The 15725-nt window shown below is 52.5% G+C and carries 11 protein-coding genes and 2 pseudogenes; 5 read left to right on the top strand and 8 right to left on the bottom strand.

The features are described 5' to 3' along the window. Nucleotides 1-382: 382 nt before the first annotated feature. From IGW03_RS35205 to IGW03_RS35180, 6 genes and pseudogenes are all read right to left on the bottom strand, one after another. Nucleotides 383-523: pseudogene (locus IGW03_RS35205) on the bottom strand (IS5/IS1182 family transposase); the annotation flags it as partial. A gap of 95 nt (nucleotides 524-618) precedes the next feature. Then, the gene (locus tag IGW03_RS35200; RefSeq protein ID WP_194727055.1) at nucleotides 619-1551 is read right to left on the bottom strand and encodes a glycosyltransferase; all 933 of its coding nucleotides are present in this window, start codon (nucleotides 1549-1551) and stop codon (nucleotides 619-621) included. A 263-nt stretch (nucleotides 1552-1814) separates the two neighbouring features. Then, a complete protein-coding gene (locus tag IGW03_RS35195) occupies nucleotides 1815-1901 on the bottom strand; it encodes a hypothetical protein (protein WP_438943694.1) in 87 nt (28 codons plus the stop codon). A gap of 465 nt (nucleotides 1902-2366) precedes the next feature. Further along, nucleotides 2367-4331 carry an acyltransferase family protein gene (locus IGW03_RS35190; RefSeq protein ID WP_228536294.1) on the bottom strand — a complete coding sequence of 655 codons (1965 nt, stop codon included), beginning with the start codon at nucleotides 4329-4331 and terminating at the stop codon, nucleotides 2367-2369. A gap of 614 nt (nucleotides 4332-4945) precedes the next feature. Then, complete coding sequence (locus IGW03_RS35185) at nucleotides 4946-6541, bottom strand: Atrophin-1 multi-domain protein (protein WP_194727053.1); 1596 nt, start codon at nucleotides 6539-6541, stop codon at nucleotides 4946-4948. An 814-nt stretch (nucleotides 6542-7355) separates the two neighbouring features. Then, nucleotides 7356-8598, bottom strand: a protein-coding gene (locus IGW03_RS35180; protein ID WP_194727052.1) for an IS3 family transposase whose coding sequence is annotated in 2 segments (ribosomal slippage) — nucleotides 7356-8313 and nucleotides 8312-8598 — 1245 coding nt in all. Because the reading frame shifts where the segments join, the coding sequence is not laid out codon by codon here. Nucleotides 8599-9820: 1222 nt separating this feature from the next. Between IGW03_RS35180 and IGW03_RS35175 the strand changes: the two genes are divergently transcribed. The 5 genes and pseudogenes from IGW03_RS35175 to IGW03_RS35155 all read left to right on the top strand — a co-directional run bounded on the left by IGW03_RS35175 (nucleotide 9821) and on the right by IGW03_RS35155 (nucleotide 14579). Then, nucleotides 9821-11218, top strand: a complete 1398-nt coding sequence (locus IGW03_RS35175; RefSeq protein WP_194727051.1) for a UDP-glucose dehydrogenase family protein — start codon at nucleotides 9821-9823, stop codon at nucleotides 11216-11218. Between the two features lie 418 nt (nucleotides 11219-11636). Then, nucleotides 11637-11762, top strand: a pseudogene (locus tag IGW03_RS35170) (IS3-like element ISBvi4 family transposase); the annotation flags it as partial. Between the two features lie 210 nt (nucleotides 11763-11972). Continuing rightward, nucleotides 11973-12848 (top strand): tyrosine-type recombinase/integrase, encoded by an 876-nt coding sequence (locus IGW03_RS35165; RefSeq protein WP_194727050.1) that lies wholly within the window; start codon nucleotides 11973-11975, stop codon nucleotides 12846-12848. Between the two features lie 9 nt (nucleotides 12849-12857). Next, nucleotides 12858-14048: an IS91 family transposase gene (locus IGW03_RS35160; RefSeq protein WP_194727049.1), complete on the top strand. Its 1191-nt coding sequence runs from the start codon at nucleotides 12858-12860 to the stop codon at nucleotides 14046-14048. A gap of 387 nt (nucleotides 14049-14435) precedes the next feature. Beyond that, entirely contained in the window at nucleotides 14436-14579 is a 144-nt protein-coding gene (locus tag IGW03_RS35155; protein WP_194727048.1) for a hypothetical protein, read from the top strand. A 9-nt stretch (nucleotides 14580-14588) separates the two neighbouring features. Here the strand turns inward: IGW03_RS35155 and IGW03_RS35150 are convergent, their stop codons facing one another. Both IGW03_RS35150 and IGW03_RS38510 read right to left on the bottom strand, forming a co-directional pair. Next, on the bottom strand, nucleotides 14589-15287 hold the full coding sequence (locus IGW03_RS35150) for a hypothetical protein (protein WP_194727047.1): 699 nt from the start codon (nucleotides 15285-15287) through the stop codon (nucleotides 14589-14591). Nucleotides 15288-15499: 212 nt separating this feature from the next. Continuing rightward, nucleotides 15500-15725: IS3 family transposase (locus IGW03_RS38510; RefSeq protein ID WP_228536293.1), on the bottom strand; the 226-nt coding region annotated here is incomplete at its 5' end.

The following is a 15725-nucleotide window of genomic DNA, read 5'->3' as shown; positions in this document are numbered from 1 at the left end:
CCAACTGCCGAATGGTCGCGCCAGTGCGTTTCCCGAGCTTTATATACAGTTTTACCGCCCGAATCCGGTCTTCGTATGAGTACATGAACTACCTCCAAGTAGTCCAAGTTTTTGTCCGCACCTCCAAATGGGGAGTATCTACCCGACGCTGACACCAGTTACGCATGCTCGGGTAGGCAACTGCTGGTCGTACAGCAGGTCACAGCCTCCTTTCAAAGTGTGACAAGACAAGAATGAGCTTTGCCGTCCAATTCCTACTATGAAACACGTGGACGGCTACACGTGTCGCACCGCCATGTCGAAGTTGCGCAGAATGCGCTATACACACCTTGTCAGCGTCGGGTAGATACTCCCCATTTGGGGAGTATCCTCCTGGAAGTGACAGCAGGTAAAGGATCTCGCAAAAGATGTCGTACAGGTCTACCTTCCTTGGACTGGTGCGCTTGCGACTGCCTTCAAAGAAGGGACGAATTTGTTCAAGCTGTTCACGGCTGATGTCGCGTGGATAATGCTTCCTGCTCATTCCAAATCAACGTCACCACACTCCGGGCTTGGACAAAAAATATCGATCACGTTCTGAGGGCCGCCAGGCGGCGATTGAAACGCGTATCGCATCTCTTAACCTTGTTTTAAGGTACGGCGCCTACAGCGGGCTGCACTGGTGACTCGGAAGCGTTCAATCAACAGATGGCCAAGTCTGACGATGCTACTTGGTTTTATAGAGAGCTTAAAATAAGTCGAGACATCTTGTGCTGAGATTGGGAACCCATAGTAGCTGCTCAGTGTCTGCAGGTACAAAGTTTGTCTGGCACGGTCTGACAGTTGTGGCCATTTTTTACTAATACACCAGTAAGCGTCCAAAATGAGAGTTTTTCTCTTTCGAGAGATCCGGTCCGGTCTTTCGTCGTTATAGAAAACATAATATGGCGCGTCAACCAGCAAGGCAGGCCCAAACGTTGACACAATACGCATGTTCAAATCAAGGTCCTGCCATGCAGGTAACTTCTCGTCATACAGTCCTATCTCTAAAAAGACTTCACGCCGTGCAAAAATCTGGTTGCCAATGCAGTTATGCATTAATAGATTTTCAAAGTGGACACAGCTTTCTTTGCGTGTCAATCGCCGTCCTTGTGGCTCGATCACTTCGTCTTGGCTGTACAGAGCGGAAAAAGAAACGTGATGCCGCTCCAGCATTGTTGCGTATGTAACAAATGCTTCAAGGCGTCCTGGTTTGAATTCGTCATCGTCGTCAAGCCCTGTCGCCCATATACCGCGTGCTAAACGAAGTGCTTGATTACGGCATGCGGGTGCACCTGCTGGCTTGACATGGTGCACAACACGGACACGGCTGTCCAGCGTACAAAGTTCATTCAAGTAATCTGCAGTGCTGTCACTCGATCCATCATTGACGATAATTAGCTCAAATGCCGAATAGGTCTGCGCTAGGACCGATTGAACCGCGCTTTGGAGTTGCAAAAGGCGATCTTTGGTTGGCATGAAGACTGAGACTACTGGAGCATTGAGCGCAGAGCACATGATGTCGTAATCCACATAAGATTGAGTCACCTTAGTCGAGCTACCGCACCGCTTATCTGATTAACCTCAACGACGATAGACATACTAGCTGGCGGATTCAAGTCTGAAATGTATTTATCAGTTGATGGGATCGTCACCGGCTGATAAAGACATGATGTAGTGTTTTGAAGCCGAGGTACTTCCTTGGCCAGTTGTTCAGGCTATACGTTGCCAAGGCAGTGGCGCTGGCCGTATTGCTGTCAAAGGCCATCAATTAGGTCTAGCTACATTTCGGTGCCCTATAGCGCCAGCAGGTCGCCTTGGATCTCCCGTACGGTCATGCCGCGTGCATACCTGCTGATGACATGGTCGTCAAGGCCAAGCATGCGCCGCTGGTGCTTGCCTACTAGGCTGGGTCCGAAGCTCGACAGCTGCCGGGCAGTGCAGCACATTATGCTGCAGTTCGCCACTTGGCGCCACCGCGCTCCTATGCGACGTGCCATTACGGTGGTTCTTGCTGGACTCGCCCTCGTTGCCCAGGTGGCGGGCTAGTTCGGCCCCCGGCATGCGCTTAGCCAGCCTCTTCTTGAGCAGCCCCACCAGTGCGGACTCGCCCAAAATGGAGTCGGCATCTTTGTTCTGCACGGTGGGCAGCAACTAGTCAATCAGTTTGACTGGAAACGGCGGAGGTGTTTTCCGCTTTATAGGTTTCTTGGTAGTCTTGCATCAGTCATGGAACATCCCTTTCGGTATTGTTTTATGACCTCGTTTTACACAGAAATTCTGCAGGCTTCTGAAACATCTTAGCTGATCCTTGCGAAAAATGCATGCACTTCCCGCGTTTGGTGGCACTACCTTACCATGCTAACTGTGTCTGTAATTTCCCCGAGGATAAAGTTAGCAAAAAGCCGCGAACCATAGAACGTATAATGCTCTTTGTCATAAAACATCAGCTCCCCATTTTTCGAGGCATGACAAGAGGTTTGTTGGCAGAAAAAATCAGCAGTTTGTATATATCTAATTCCGTAAGCTTTGAGTTCCCTTTGCTCAGCTATTGTCATCAAATGTGAAGATTTGCTGATCACCAAATCCTCTCGGCGTCCCAATATTTCCTTGGTCAGGTAAAACGCAGCGACTTCCCGCGGAAATTTTGGGCCCTGTTCAACAAAAAACAGTTTTTTACCAGCGGCTTCTAATTGATTTTGGATAGTCTTTATTTTTTTCTTTGCGACGGGCCAGCTTGTGGGCGATCCGTCAATAATACAATCCTTGTTATGACTACCTCCTGCCACATTCCCTAACAGGATAACGTTGTGAGCATCGTTTTGCATCAAAACTGATTTTAATATGCTTCGGTGAACATCGTTGTGGCATCCTTTCTGGATAGGACGACTCAGGTCCAAAATAGGCGGGCACCCGATAGCGATATATGCAATGCCTTTCAGCCCATCACCTTGTAGATTATGATGTAAGCCGTAACTAAGTGCCTCTGCAAGCGAATCGCCCCACAGGACTAACCCAATCTTGGCAGCCTGTAAGTTACCAAATTCGCAGGAATAATAGCCATCAAAAACTTTCTTATTGAAACACGTAGAAGTTGGATAGTTGCCGTCAGCCCACTTTTGGTAATCCTTTGCGCGCGAGTTTACTTCTATTAATTTTCCAAGCGGTCGATAGTGAGCTGCGGTAAACAATGAAAGCGGAATTGAAATAACTGCAAGCATCGCTAAGGCAAAACTTGATTTTATCAGGGGTCGCCTGAACGTATTTATACGGAAATACGTTTCCACATATCGATAGGTAAGCCAAGCAAGCAAAAGCGTGACAGCCAACGCGGCAATAGTAAGTAGAATATTTCCGTAGACTGAATTCGAATACGCCTTCCGTGCAATAACTAGAAGTGGTTGATGCCATAGGTAGGCGCTATAAGAAATCAGCCCGATTGCAACGAAGGGCTTGCTTGCTAATAAGCTTCCTACCCAATTCGTTGGTTTTGCAAATAGAATGACTAAAGCGGCGCCGACCACCGGGATGGTTGTATAAAGACTTGGAAACGGTGTGTTCTTATCTAAATACACTACAGAAAAAAGAATTAGAAACAGGCCAACCATCGAACCGGTATTACTATAGGTCTCGTTGTTTCTCAGTTTGCTCGCGGGCTCAAGTGGAAGCAGCGCCAAGAGGGAGCCGGCAAGGATTTCCCATGCCCTGAACGGTAAAAGAAAGAAGTTTGCCGCAGGCTTGTTTCTCCAACCCCATTCCGACAGTGCCAAAGATACTATTAACATGCACACTAACAGTCGAAAAAGTCTGGCTTTTCCAAGTCGCCATGAGGCTAGAATAATGAGGGGAAAGACGACATAATATTGTTCCTCGACTGCTAAACTCCACATATGTAACAGTGGCTGATCCTCGGCAGCGGGAGCAAAATAATCCGTAGTACGCCAAAAATATAGATTTGATGAAAAAAAGGCGACCGCAGCAAGACTATGTGCGAACCGTGTGAGTTCACCTGGAAGCATCCACATCCACGCCAACGGAAGGCAACATAGGATGACAAAAAAGAGAGCTGGTAGTATGCGCTTAGCCCGCCGCTCGTAAAACCGCAAGATAGAAAAATTGTCATCTTCCATTTCGCGGGCGATGATGGAAGTGATAAGGTATCCAGAGATCACAAAAAAGACATCCACTCCTACAAAGCCACCTGGGAAAAGTTTGAAGTCTGCATGGAAAAACATTACGGCAATGATGGCAATCGCGCGTAAGCCGTCTATTTCTGGCCTATATGGCGTCATCTTATTGTTGTCGGTATTCATATATGAGTCACCTCTGCCCTTACAGTTCTGCTGCTGCCTATGTACTGGTAAAGCCCTGAAAAAGTTAGCTGATACAGGCACGAACACTCCAAGGCTTCATTGGCCGAATGTTGATAAAGTTAGGGGAGAACCAGCCTTCAATTCTGATAAATGACAAACCCCTTAAAGTTATATTAAATTCAGAGGAAAATATTGTCCCGGAGTGGAAATAGCCGCTTCAGGCCTGCAGGGATTTCACGTACTAAACTTTATTCTAGGAATCACGCATATTGATTCGGAAAATTGCTAAGCGGAGGCAGACCTCAGAACAATAAATATGCGCCTGGTCTGGGTCCTGCTGGCGCCTGAACATCGGCGATCCACCATAAATTTGGCCCAGGGTACGCTTGATAGCTGGAGGCCGAATAATCTTTACTTTGGCACTCTGTGAATGTTGCAGTCACCGGCGCAGATGACAGGTTGGGTAGCCGACCGCGCCGCATAATCTACTTTGATGGAGAAGGTAGTAGCGGAGCAGTGGTCCCCGTAGCAACGCTACCATGATTAGGGCCAAATTGACTATGGTCGCTACAGCAACCTACGTTATCGGAAACTTCTCTATTGGTCTCTGGCGGTCAGTTGCTAGCGCTAGCAGCAGAGCGATGTTCAGGTAAGGCAGTGCGTGACTTGGTGTTCACCGTCTTTGTTTTGTGTGCAGAATGTTCGACCAGCGAGCCTTGAACCGACGACGCTTGGCCGATGCCGCTACTGACTTGCACCGTAACGCCACTATCTACTGTCGGCCATGCAAAGATGCATGATTTTCCAGTTTTCAATTCTCCGCTATCAAAGACACGACGGCCACTTTTTTTATCATGTAGTTGCAGGCGCAATGTTGCCCCGCCTGTTGCGTGTGCAGTTAATTTGTACATACGCCCCGGAATCAGCTTCGCCCAAAACACCGGACGTATGCTTCTAGATGAATCATTCATTTGCACAATGCGGTTTACGCTGGCCGGAAAGAGGACGGCTTGGCGCCAACTGTCGAACTGGCCAACCTCGTTGCCTTGCAGGAGACGCCATGGGCCACGCATGGACAACCGATTCAGGTTCGATGTTGGGTAGAAGCGTTTGTTATTGCCGTCTATCCAACCTCGTGTAGTGCTGACTTGTCTCAGCGATCTACGGATTTCTTGCAAGTCAGCAGCTGCAATCGCATTCCACCCGTCTTTATGAAGGTCAAAGTCCGCGCCGTTTTCCACATAAATTTGAAACGGTGTACCGTGGTTGGCATCAACCACATATGCACCGTACACTTTCAACGTCTCCGCAACTCGACGCAATGAAGGGTCTTTTAACCGGCTGGTATCGAATGTGGGCGGCAACATTAAAAGCGCACCGAGCGGGATGCGCCCTGTATTCCGCTTGGCAGCATCCGTATCTGTCGATGTCGCCGGAAAGATATAGCCTGGAGAGGCTTCTAGCGCATTGAAGGTCAAAGACATTGCGAGCACATGTCGGTATATTGGCTGCCCATCTGCAACCTCATGCTTTCTAATTAAGCCGGCCAGCGTAGGAACTGCCGCCGCACGGGCCCCCTGAAAATAGTGTGCCGGATCTGCCCAACCACGACCATTCAGGCGTGTCCAGCTATATTGGGCAGCAAACCACTTGCCGTTAGCTTGCCGCAGTTGCCAGAATGAGTGAATCATGTTGCGGTCGAGGTCAATAATATCAGCATGGCCGTCGGTCCCGGACGCTGGCGTAACGTCATGCGGCCAATGCGGTAGCGTCACTGTTCTGGATGCCTCTGCATCGGGATCCCATACGCCCTCATGGCCAGGTAAGCCATGGATCGTCATCGGAGGATCGCTTGGCGTGGCGAGAAACACACCTGTCGACCATTTACCTTGTGCCACGGAGGGATAATAGTCCGCTGGCGGGATTTGAAAATCATGAAACTGTGGATCAACGGGACGGCTGTTCCAGAGTGAATCAGCAGCAAACGGTGTTTCGGGTGTGCCCCATCGTTGGTGCACAGGCGCTGACGCAGTTGTAGTTGATGATGCGTGGTGAGCGGGGAAGAAAAACAGAATGCTGGCAATGGCGACCCCTGAAAATATACCATGACCGAGATTTCGGTGGTGAAACAATAAGGCATGTTGCTGTGTCATTGCGCCAATCATTACTTTCTTTATTGAAAATGCCGTCGTTATATGTTGTATGGACATGGCGCTTCCTAATGTTATGATAAATATCGTGTGTCAACTGCAACATGCCAGCGCGACCTATACATTACCCTGGTGTTAAAATTCGTTGTCGCGCTGGTTTTTATCAAATGAAGTTGATGTAGATGAAGATGTGCCGTCCTCATATCTAAATCGATGCCATTTTAGCTCGATAAAGATAATCGCTGCGATAGTTGCTTTTATCGATAGCATAAGTTGCAGTGGTGAACAATAGTCCCATGGGACTGCGTTGCCATATGTCGTCAGTCTTACTATCAGTTTAGATAGCAATAACGGAATGTTATGCCAAAGGGTTGGTTTAACTTTTAGCCGTTGCAGTCGGCAGCCGCGACCGCTGAGACCAAATCAATCAAATTCTTGCGGATCCTGCATAGGCGGTGCGATATTCCCTTTACGGCACTATGCAGTTGCTCATAGAAGATATTTATTCTCTGAAAGCGCGTGTCGCTCGCTTGAACGCCAATGCCTAGCGCTAGCGAAGCAGTCTGCGGCCTGTATTTTTTTGACTGCTGGTTCCTGCAATGAGCTTGGTGACGATCACGGGAATGGAAGCTAACCACTTTTGGAAAAGTTGCATAATTTTAAAAGGTGCGGCATAACGCCAGCTGGTTTGCGTGACGTCCAAAGAACAGTTTTCTGAAGAGTGCTGAACCTTCGATCGCGTTTATCACAAACCGACCGATATCTGTGGACGCATGGTATCGTAAGCGTACGATCGGTTGCCCCCTTGCGACCTGCGATCGTCGCGGTTGAGGCTTAAAGTGGACCCATCAGTCAAAACATTGAGCCGGTTAGTTTAAGCTGCGTCCATTTCCACCTCAGCAGCTGCCCGGCGCTGCCCCGTACCACTGCTCTTACGTTCCTGTCCGCCACCGTCGAACTTGTCGCTGATCAGCGCACCGCCTCCGGCACCAATACGATAGACATGATCCGGCGTTTCGTAGCCCAACGCCTGATGTGGACGTGCTCCGTTGTAAAACGCGAAGTACTGTACCAGTCCGACCGTCAGCTCAGCCATGTTGGCGTAGCCCTTCAGATACAAGTCCTCATACTTCACGTTGCGCCACAAGCGTTCAACGAAGATGTTGTCCAATGCCCGCCCACGCCCGTCCATACTGATGGCCACGCCTTCGCGTTTGAGCACGCTGGTGAAGGCGTCGCTGGTGAATTGCGCACCCTGGTCGCTGTTGAACACCTCGGGCTTGCCGTGGTGGCGCAAGGCGTCTTCCAGGCAGTCCACGCAGAACGACGCGTCCATGCTGTTGCTGATGCGCCAGGCCAGCACTTTACGGCTGTACCAGTCGATGATTGCCACCAGGTACGCAAAGCCACGTGCGAGACGGATATACGTCAGATCCGTGCTCCACACTTGATTCGGCCGCGTGACCGCCACCCCGCGCAACAGGTAAGGATAGACCTTGTGCTGCGGATGCGGCTTGCTCGTTGCCGGGCCCGGTGCCATGCCTGCCAGACCCATTTCCCGCATCAGACGCTGCACGCGCTTGCGGTTGACGCAGTGTCCTTGTCCTCGCAGATGGACCACCATGCGCCGGCTGCCGTAAAACGGCCGATTGGTGTACGCTTCGTCAATCAAGGAACGCAGCCGATCTCCCTCTTCCAGGCATGGCTGGCGGGCCACCGCTTGCAGCCGCCGATAGACCGACGAGCGCGGCACACCGGCCAGCTCACACTGCATCGTCAGCGGCATGTCATCCTCCCGCTCGATCCAGCGTTGCCGCTCGGCCGGGCTCATTCCCCAAGCTTTTTCTAAGCCAATCCACCTGCATCTTGAGCTTGCCGATCTCGCTGTACAGCTTGTCCTCCGGGCTGCTCTCGTCGACCGGCTTCGGACCGCGTTTGACGTCGAACAGGGCACCGGCGTTCTCCAGGATCTCCTTCTTCCACTGGCCTACCAGCACTGGATGCACGCCGTATTCCTGCGCGATCTCCGTCACCGTCTTCACCCCGCGCACCGCTTCCAGACCGACCTTGGCCTTGAATTCCGCCGTATGCACCCTGCGTTTCTTACCTTCACTCATCCGCTATCATCCTTTCACAGATGACAGCTTAAACCACCGTCTCAAAATTGGGGGCCACTATAGCTGGCCACCAGATTGGTGACTTGCGCACATGGGGACTTGGAAGGCCGCTCCGAGCGGATCGGAACACGGTTGGGTACACCTTGACCAATGAACCCAAACGGATTTTTACGCAACTTTATGTGATGGAAAGTCTACGGAGGGGAGATTTCACGCGTGTTTCAAAAGTTTAGCAGCCCAACGTATCCACTTCCAGCTTGAACAGCAACGAGTTAAGCGAGCTTGAACCTGCCTCTGCGAAGAGATCGATCGCCGATTAGAAATCCCGGAGTGCCGCCACATCATTCGATGCCGATAATATGTGGGCAGCCATTTGCCTGTCGCTTGTATCGATTGGCGTACTGATGGCGCAGTATCCATATCGGCATGGTTTACGACAAAGACTACATCAGATGTCGGGTAGAAGAATGGAGGCTTCCCCCCTGCCACCCCGATTGAGCATTTCCTTGTATATGGGATAGAGTCAGTATATGGCAATAACGGCTTGTGCATTACTTAATATAGTGGCCGCAGAAATTTGCTTGACGTACCGAAGATATTTCTGCGAGGCACTGAACGGCTTTTGAACTTCCATAGTCAGTGCGTTCGTATGCTAAGGCGCGATTACATTGATCTCGCCCAAACACCAAAACTTGGGACCATTGTGGAATGTCGTCTATGATTGCTGCTGTTTGACGTAAGGGACAGATTTCTTCAGCGTTTAACGATGATCCATATGAACAACTACCGTGAGACCAGCAAGCACATTAAGGTTGTGTTGGCGCATACAATCTCGGTATGCAATAGTGAAGTCCCAGCAAGTTTTTCGAGCGGCCAGGATGGTATGGCAAAACAGTTACGAGCAGTCCAGCCAGTATCAACCTTGGTAGCCGGTATAGCAGTATGTTCGACAGTAGCCTGCTGGTTAGCTTTCAGTCAGGGATTAAAGAACAGAGGGGAGATTCTAGCAATGCCTGTACGGTGCTGATGGATGCGAATAACACCGTGGCAACAACGATGCAGCGAAGATGGCGCTAATAATCTTAGCGTCAATCGCGCTGTTCGATGAACTGGATTGAACCTCGCACGCGACACAAGAAAGCATTTACTAAAGACCCGTGTACTTTCAAAAAATGGTGCCGGATTGCCATCGACTTCATAATGCATTCATCGTACTCTTCATATGAACGTAACCATTATCGGAACCGGCTATGTCGGCTTGGTGACCGGAGCATGCCTTGCTGAACTGGGCAATCATGTGCTTTGCCTTGACGTCGATCTAAAGAAGATCGACTTTCTCAACGAAGGCGGAATTCCAATTTATGAGCCAGGACTCGAGGAAATCGTTTGCCGCAATCGCGAAGCAGGTCGATTAATGTTCTCGACCGATACTGCGGCCGCTGTCGCCTACAGCGAAATTCAGTTCATCGCAGTTGGGACGCCATCGGATGAAGACGGGTCCGCTGATCTCACGTATGTACTAGAGGCCGCTGATAATATCGGTATGCATATGACAGGCTTTAAGATCATTATCTGCAAATCCACCGTTCCAGTAGGTACCGCTGAAAAAGTAAGGGAAGCAATTCAAATCCGATTGAACGCCCGGAATAAGAATATTGCCTTTTCGGTCGTTTCCAATCCGGAATTTCTAAAAGAAGGGGCGGCGATAGAAGACTTCATGCGGCCTGATCGTATCATAGTCGGAGTCGACACTAGCGATGAAGGGCAGCGTGCACAAACGGCAGTCAAAGCACTTTATGCGCCATTCAATAGGCACCACGCGCGGACCATTTGGATGGATGTACGATCTGCCGAATTCACGAAATATGCGGCCAATGCCATGCTGGCGACTCGCATTTCTTTCATGAATGAATTGGCAAATTTGGCCGACAAGGTAAATGTCGACGTCGAAGCCGTCCGGCAAGGGATAGGATCCGATCCTCGGATCGGGTTTAGCTTTTTGTATGCGGGATGCGGATATGGCGGTTCTTGTTTTCCAAAAGACGTCAAGGCACTTGGGCGAACTGCCGAGGAAAGAGGAGAGAAATTATTGCTCCTGCACGCGGTTGATGAGGTAAACACTAGGCAAAAATATCAGTTAAGCAATAAAATAATTCGGCGCTTTGGAAGCGATCTGCGTGGAATGCGGTTCGCGGTTTGGGGTTTGGCATTTAAACCCAATACAGATGACATGCGAGAAGCACCGTCTAGAATCTTGATCGCGCAACTTACGCAACGAGGCGCGTCGATCATGGCTTATGATCCGGTGTCCATGGTAGAGGCAAGGCACGTATTGCAACAGGATATGGCTCATATGCCCGAGGTCTTATCCCGAATTCATTTCTGTAGGGAACCAATGGAAGCATTGGATGGTGCCGACGCGCTTGTCTTAGTTACAGAATGGAAAATCTTTCGCAGCCCTGATTTTGGTCAGATTAAAACTCGATTACGTAATGCAGTCATTTTCGACGGCCGTAACCTGTATGACCCGGTGACGATGGCAACTAACGGTATTGAATACTATGGGATCGGGCGCACATCTGCACAAGTCGCAGTAAATCACCCTCACGATTTTTTCTAACAAACAGCGCTGGCCAATTAGCTACAGACAGAGTGTCCAGGCACCGTTATCCTGCAGCTTGCAGCTTGCAGCACTGTTACTTTACAGGACAATTGACATACAAAACACCTTCCACACTGCATGTCGAACCAGCATAGATGGGAAATCGGCTGTGTTGGAGCTTCATGCGGAGGCTGCCATTCCAATACCGGAGCAGTCCATCTCACTGGTGGGACGGGTAACAGAGATCCATGTCCATGGAACGCTGTCACCCCGACGGGTCGATGAAGTGACTCGGTTAAGCAATGCGACAGTGACGACGCGATGAAAACATACCGTGAAGCGACCATTGCCTACATCGCCGGAAATCACCGCGCAATGAGGTCGGTTGAAAAAAGTGGATGCCAACGTTTCGTACAATAGAGAAACGGAGGCAAGGATGAATCGAATTCCAAGGGCAAGATATACAAAGGAAGTACGCGAAGAAGCGGTCAATCTGGCGAAAGCGGTGGGCGCATCGGAGGCGTCGCGTCGGCTCTCAATCCCGTTAAAAACGCTGGCCAACCCCCATTAAGGACGTTACAGCAGTCGGCAGTTACCGAAAACTGAATTCCCGCTTCCGTGTAATTCGTATGGCAGCTTAGGGTCGATGGACTAAACCGCTCGCGCGGTAGGGGAGCGTCGCGCCAGCGTTCGCGGTTGATTGGAGCAGAGCAACGGTTTCCTATGCTGGAAGTCGAGGCAATTGGCCTCGCTTTCTGCCAGGAGTTCCGTCATGAGTACCCCATCGACACCCATTTCTCCGTTGCGCCAACGCATGATCGACGACATGCGCATGCGCCAACTTTCGCCCAAGACGCAGTCGCACTATATTCGTGCCGTACGGCAGTTCACCGCTTTCCTGGGTCGCTCCCCTGACACCGCCGACGCCGAGGATCTGCGCCGCTATCAGTTGCATCTGGTGGATCACGGTCTGTCACCGGTCTCGCTGAACGCGAGGATCACCGCACTGAGGTTCTTCTTTGCCATCACCCTCAATCGCGTCGAGGCGATGGCCAGGATGCAACCGGTGCGCGAACCGCGCACCCTGCCAGTGATCCTGAGTCGCGAGGAAGTCGCTCGTCTGCTCGCTGCCGCGGCCAACCTCAAGCACCAGACTGCGCTGGCGGTCGCCTACGGCGCCGGACTGCGAGCCAGCGAAGTGATCAATCTGAAGGTCACCGACATCGATAGTCAACGCATGACGCTGCGCATCGAGCAAGGCAAAGGCCGCAAGGACCGCTACGCGATGCTGCCGCCGGTCCTGCTCGATCGTCTGCGCGTGTGGTGGCGGGTGGCCCATGCCCAGGGCAAGATGCTCGAGGGCGGCTGGCTGTTCCCGGGACTTAATCCGATCGAGCCGCTCAGCACCCGGCAACTCAATCGCGCCGTGCACTTTGCCGCCGACGCCGCCCATCTCAACAAGCGTGTATCCATGCACACGCTTCGGCATACCTTTGCCACCCATTTGTTGGAGCAGAAGGTCGATATCCGCGTCATCCAGGTGCTGCTTGGGCATAAGAAGCTCGAGACCACTGCACTGTACGCACAAGTGGCCACCGATATCCTGCGCGAAGTCGTCAGCCCGCTCGAGATGCTGCATCCTGAGTAGCGGCTGTCGATGCCTTCTGCCGTGCTGGAGGTCGCGGATATCTTCCGCGCCCATGGGCCGGCCTACCGCCAAGTCCAGGCAGGTCACTTGAGCCTGGGCCAGAAGAAGGTCATGTCGGCCATCGAACAGTGCCGCAGCGCGGCGCTGGGAGGGCATGTGCTGCGCTGTGATGGCTGTGGGCAAGTCGAGATTGCCTACAACTCCTGCCGCAACCGGCATTGCCCCAAGTGCCAGGCCAGTGCCGCGCATCGTTGGCTTGAGGCGAGACAGGCGGAGTTACTGCCGGTCGAGTATTACCACGTCGTGTTCACGCTGCCGGCCCCCATCAGCGAGATCGCCTATACCAACAAGACCGTCCTCTATGGCTTGCTGTTCGATGTCGCTGCCGACACGCTACGCACCATTGCCGCCGATCGCAAGCACCTCGGTGCCCAGATCGGTGCTACGCTGGTGCTTCATACCTGGGGCTCAGCGTTGACACACCATCCGCATGTGCACGGCATCATCTCCGGTGGCGGGCTCTCTCCTGATGGCCAACGCTGGATCGCTTGTCGGCCGGGCTTCTTCCTGCCGGTACGGGTCCTCTCGCGGCTGTTTCGCCGGCGCTTCCTCGAAGCACTGGAGAACGCACATCGTTGCGGGAAGTTGCAGTTCTTCGGCGAGCATCTGGCGCTGGCCGATACGGATGCCTTTGTCGATTGGCTTGCGCCGCTGCGCAAGGAGGAGTGGGTCGTCTATGCCAAGCGCCCGTTTGCCGGACCGCAGGCGGTACTTGCCTACCTGTCACGCTATACCCATCGGGTAGCCATCTCCAATAGCCGTCTGTTGACGATGGACGAGCGCGGCGTGACGTTCCGCTGGAAGGATTACCGCGCCAGGGGGCGCACCCGCCACAAGACGATGACGCTGGATGTGCACGAGTTCATGCGCCGGTTCCTGCTGCATGTGCTGCCCTACGGGTTTCACCGTATCCGCCATTACGGGATCATTGCCAATGCCGGTCGCAAGAAGAACCTGGCCAAGGCCAGAGAACTGTTGGGCGTCCTAGTAGATTCACCGGCAGTGCAGGCGGCTGAGGTGACCAACATCACCCGGCCAACCTTCGTCTGCCCGCACTGCGGTGCTACGATGAACGTCATCGATACCTTCGCGCGTGGGCAACCGATTCGGGCACCACCCAATCAGCGAGGTGCCCTATGACGGCAAGCCATTCATTGCCATTCTGCGTCGGCTCGACAACAGAGCGTGCTGACAGGGACCGCCTTAACCTTGACTCGGGATATCATGAAGCGCTGCTCTACGAGATACCTGTTCAACCCGTGTTACTGGCCAAGTCCCTGGCATTCCAGCGACATCCCAGTCTCATGCTCCAATCGCGCCACGACCTGATCCCGACTGGAAGCGTTCAAATCTCCATAGTGCATTAGTTCTCGTTGACCGCACCAGGGCATTCCGCGGTTTCCTCCCTCGATGCTTGTAGGACGCCTGCCCGCAAAATGAGGTTGCGGCTCTACCTCATGCGCGTGTGGGCAGGCATCCTACAACCCTTAACAATAGCTGACATAGCTTGTTGATCGGCATTCCAGTATGAAGAAGGCCAACCCGTTTAAGGGCAAAGCGATCCTGGCGTTGCAGAGCAACGCGGCCCACGCCGAGTCGATCCAGTACTGGATGGCCGAAGCAAGCCAGGAGGGCATCAACGCCGAGAAGATGCTTACCGAGGCCGACTAGGGCTGACCACTACTGCGGCGTACGATATACCTTGAAGGCCAAGTCGCCAACGTCCTGGTATCTGGCGCCATAGCAGCAGTAGGTCATACGGCCACCCCCTGCATAGCCGTCGCTTAGGGTGAACAATGTACTGTAGCCGCTGCCGTTGATGTTCGTGCCCAGCCAGAACATGTAGGCCGCCCCCTCAACGAGTTCAAAGCCAGTGCTGCTGAAGTCAACCGATAGATAGGGAGCGCTGGTATAGTTCTCAGTGAGCACTGGAAGACTACTTCCCGGAATCGATACAGTCACACCATTGGTGCAGTTGTCGCCGTAAGAATAGGTGGCGGAGGGGCATCGATACACTGTGACCTGTAAGGGGCTGACGTCGCCTCGCCAGGTGAAGGCTGGTACTTCAATGCGTTTAAGCTTTCCGGAACCCAGGGCGGTAAATGTCTGGCCGGTCATTCCTGGTGCCGTAAAAGACGACACCTCCAGATTCACTGCAGGAACGTAGGCGGCATCCGGCACTTCGGTCAGCCATGACGGCATGCGCTCGATCGCAGCGGCAGGCACCGATGCGGGCAGGGGTGAGCGCACCACCTGTGTGGGCGGAGCTGCCAACCGAGTAGATGATGGCACATCAGCGCGCGGGGCTGGTTCACCTCCGCCTCCACAGCCGGCAAGTACAAGCGAGCTGGCGAACAAGGTCATTACTGGATATCGCATGGCGTGTCTCCGCATTCCCGGGACCAGGATCGACCATGCTACGCTGGCGACTTAGCCAAAGTTTGATCAACCTCAATAACGCACCGCGCCTACGCCAAAAGGCGGATGCACGGCATAGCACAGACGAAACGCGTCGTCCGGATTTCAACGCCGAGAGGATGCTCACTGAAGCCGATGGCCTCAGCTTCGTCGCACTGCTGCTCGGCAGCCTTCTAGCCTCCGCTCATGTTTAGCGTTAAACGCCCGCTATGGGTTGAATGCGGAAGTTCTCGATCTGACACATCCTGCCAGATCGAGTCACAACTTGTACACTTGATGCGCTTTTCGTTATACCACCGGATGTAGGAGTCTACTACTTCAATGAACTGTTCTATGGTTGTAGAGTGCCAGTTCCGAGGGTAAAACAGCTCGGTCTTCAGTCGCCCAAAGAAACCCTCG

It is taken from the genome of Noviherbaspirillum malthae (assembly GCF_015352985.1).
Lineage (GTDB): Bacteria > Pseudomonadota > Gammaproteobacteria > Burkholderiales > Burkholderiaceae_D > Noviherbaspirillum > Noviherbaspirillum malthae.
This window is presented reverse-complemented; position numbering and strand designations above follow the sequence as displayed.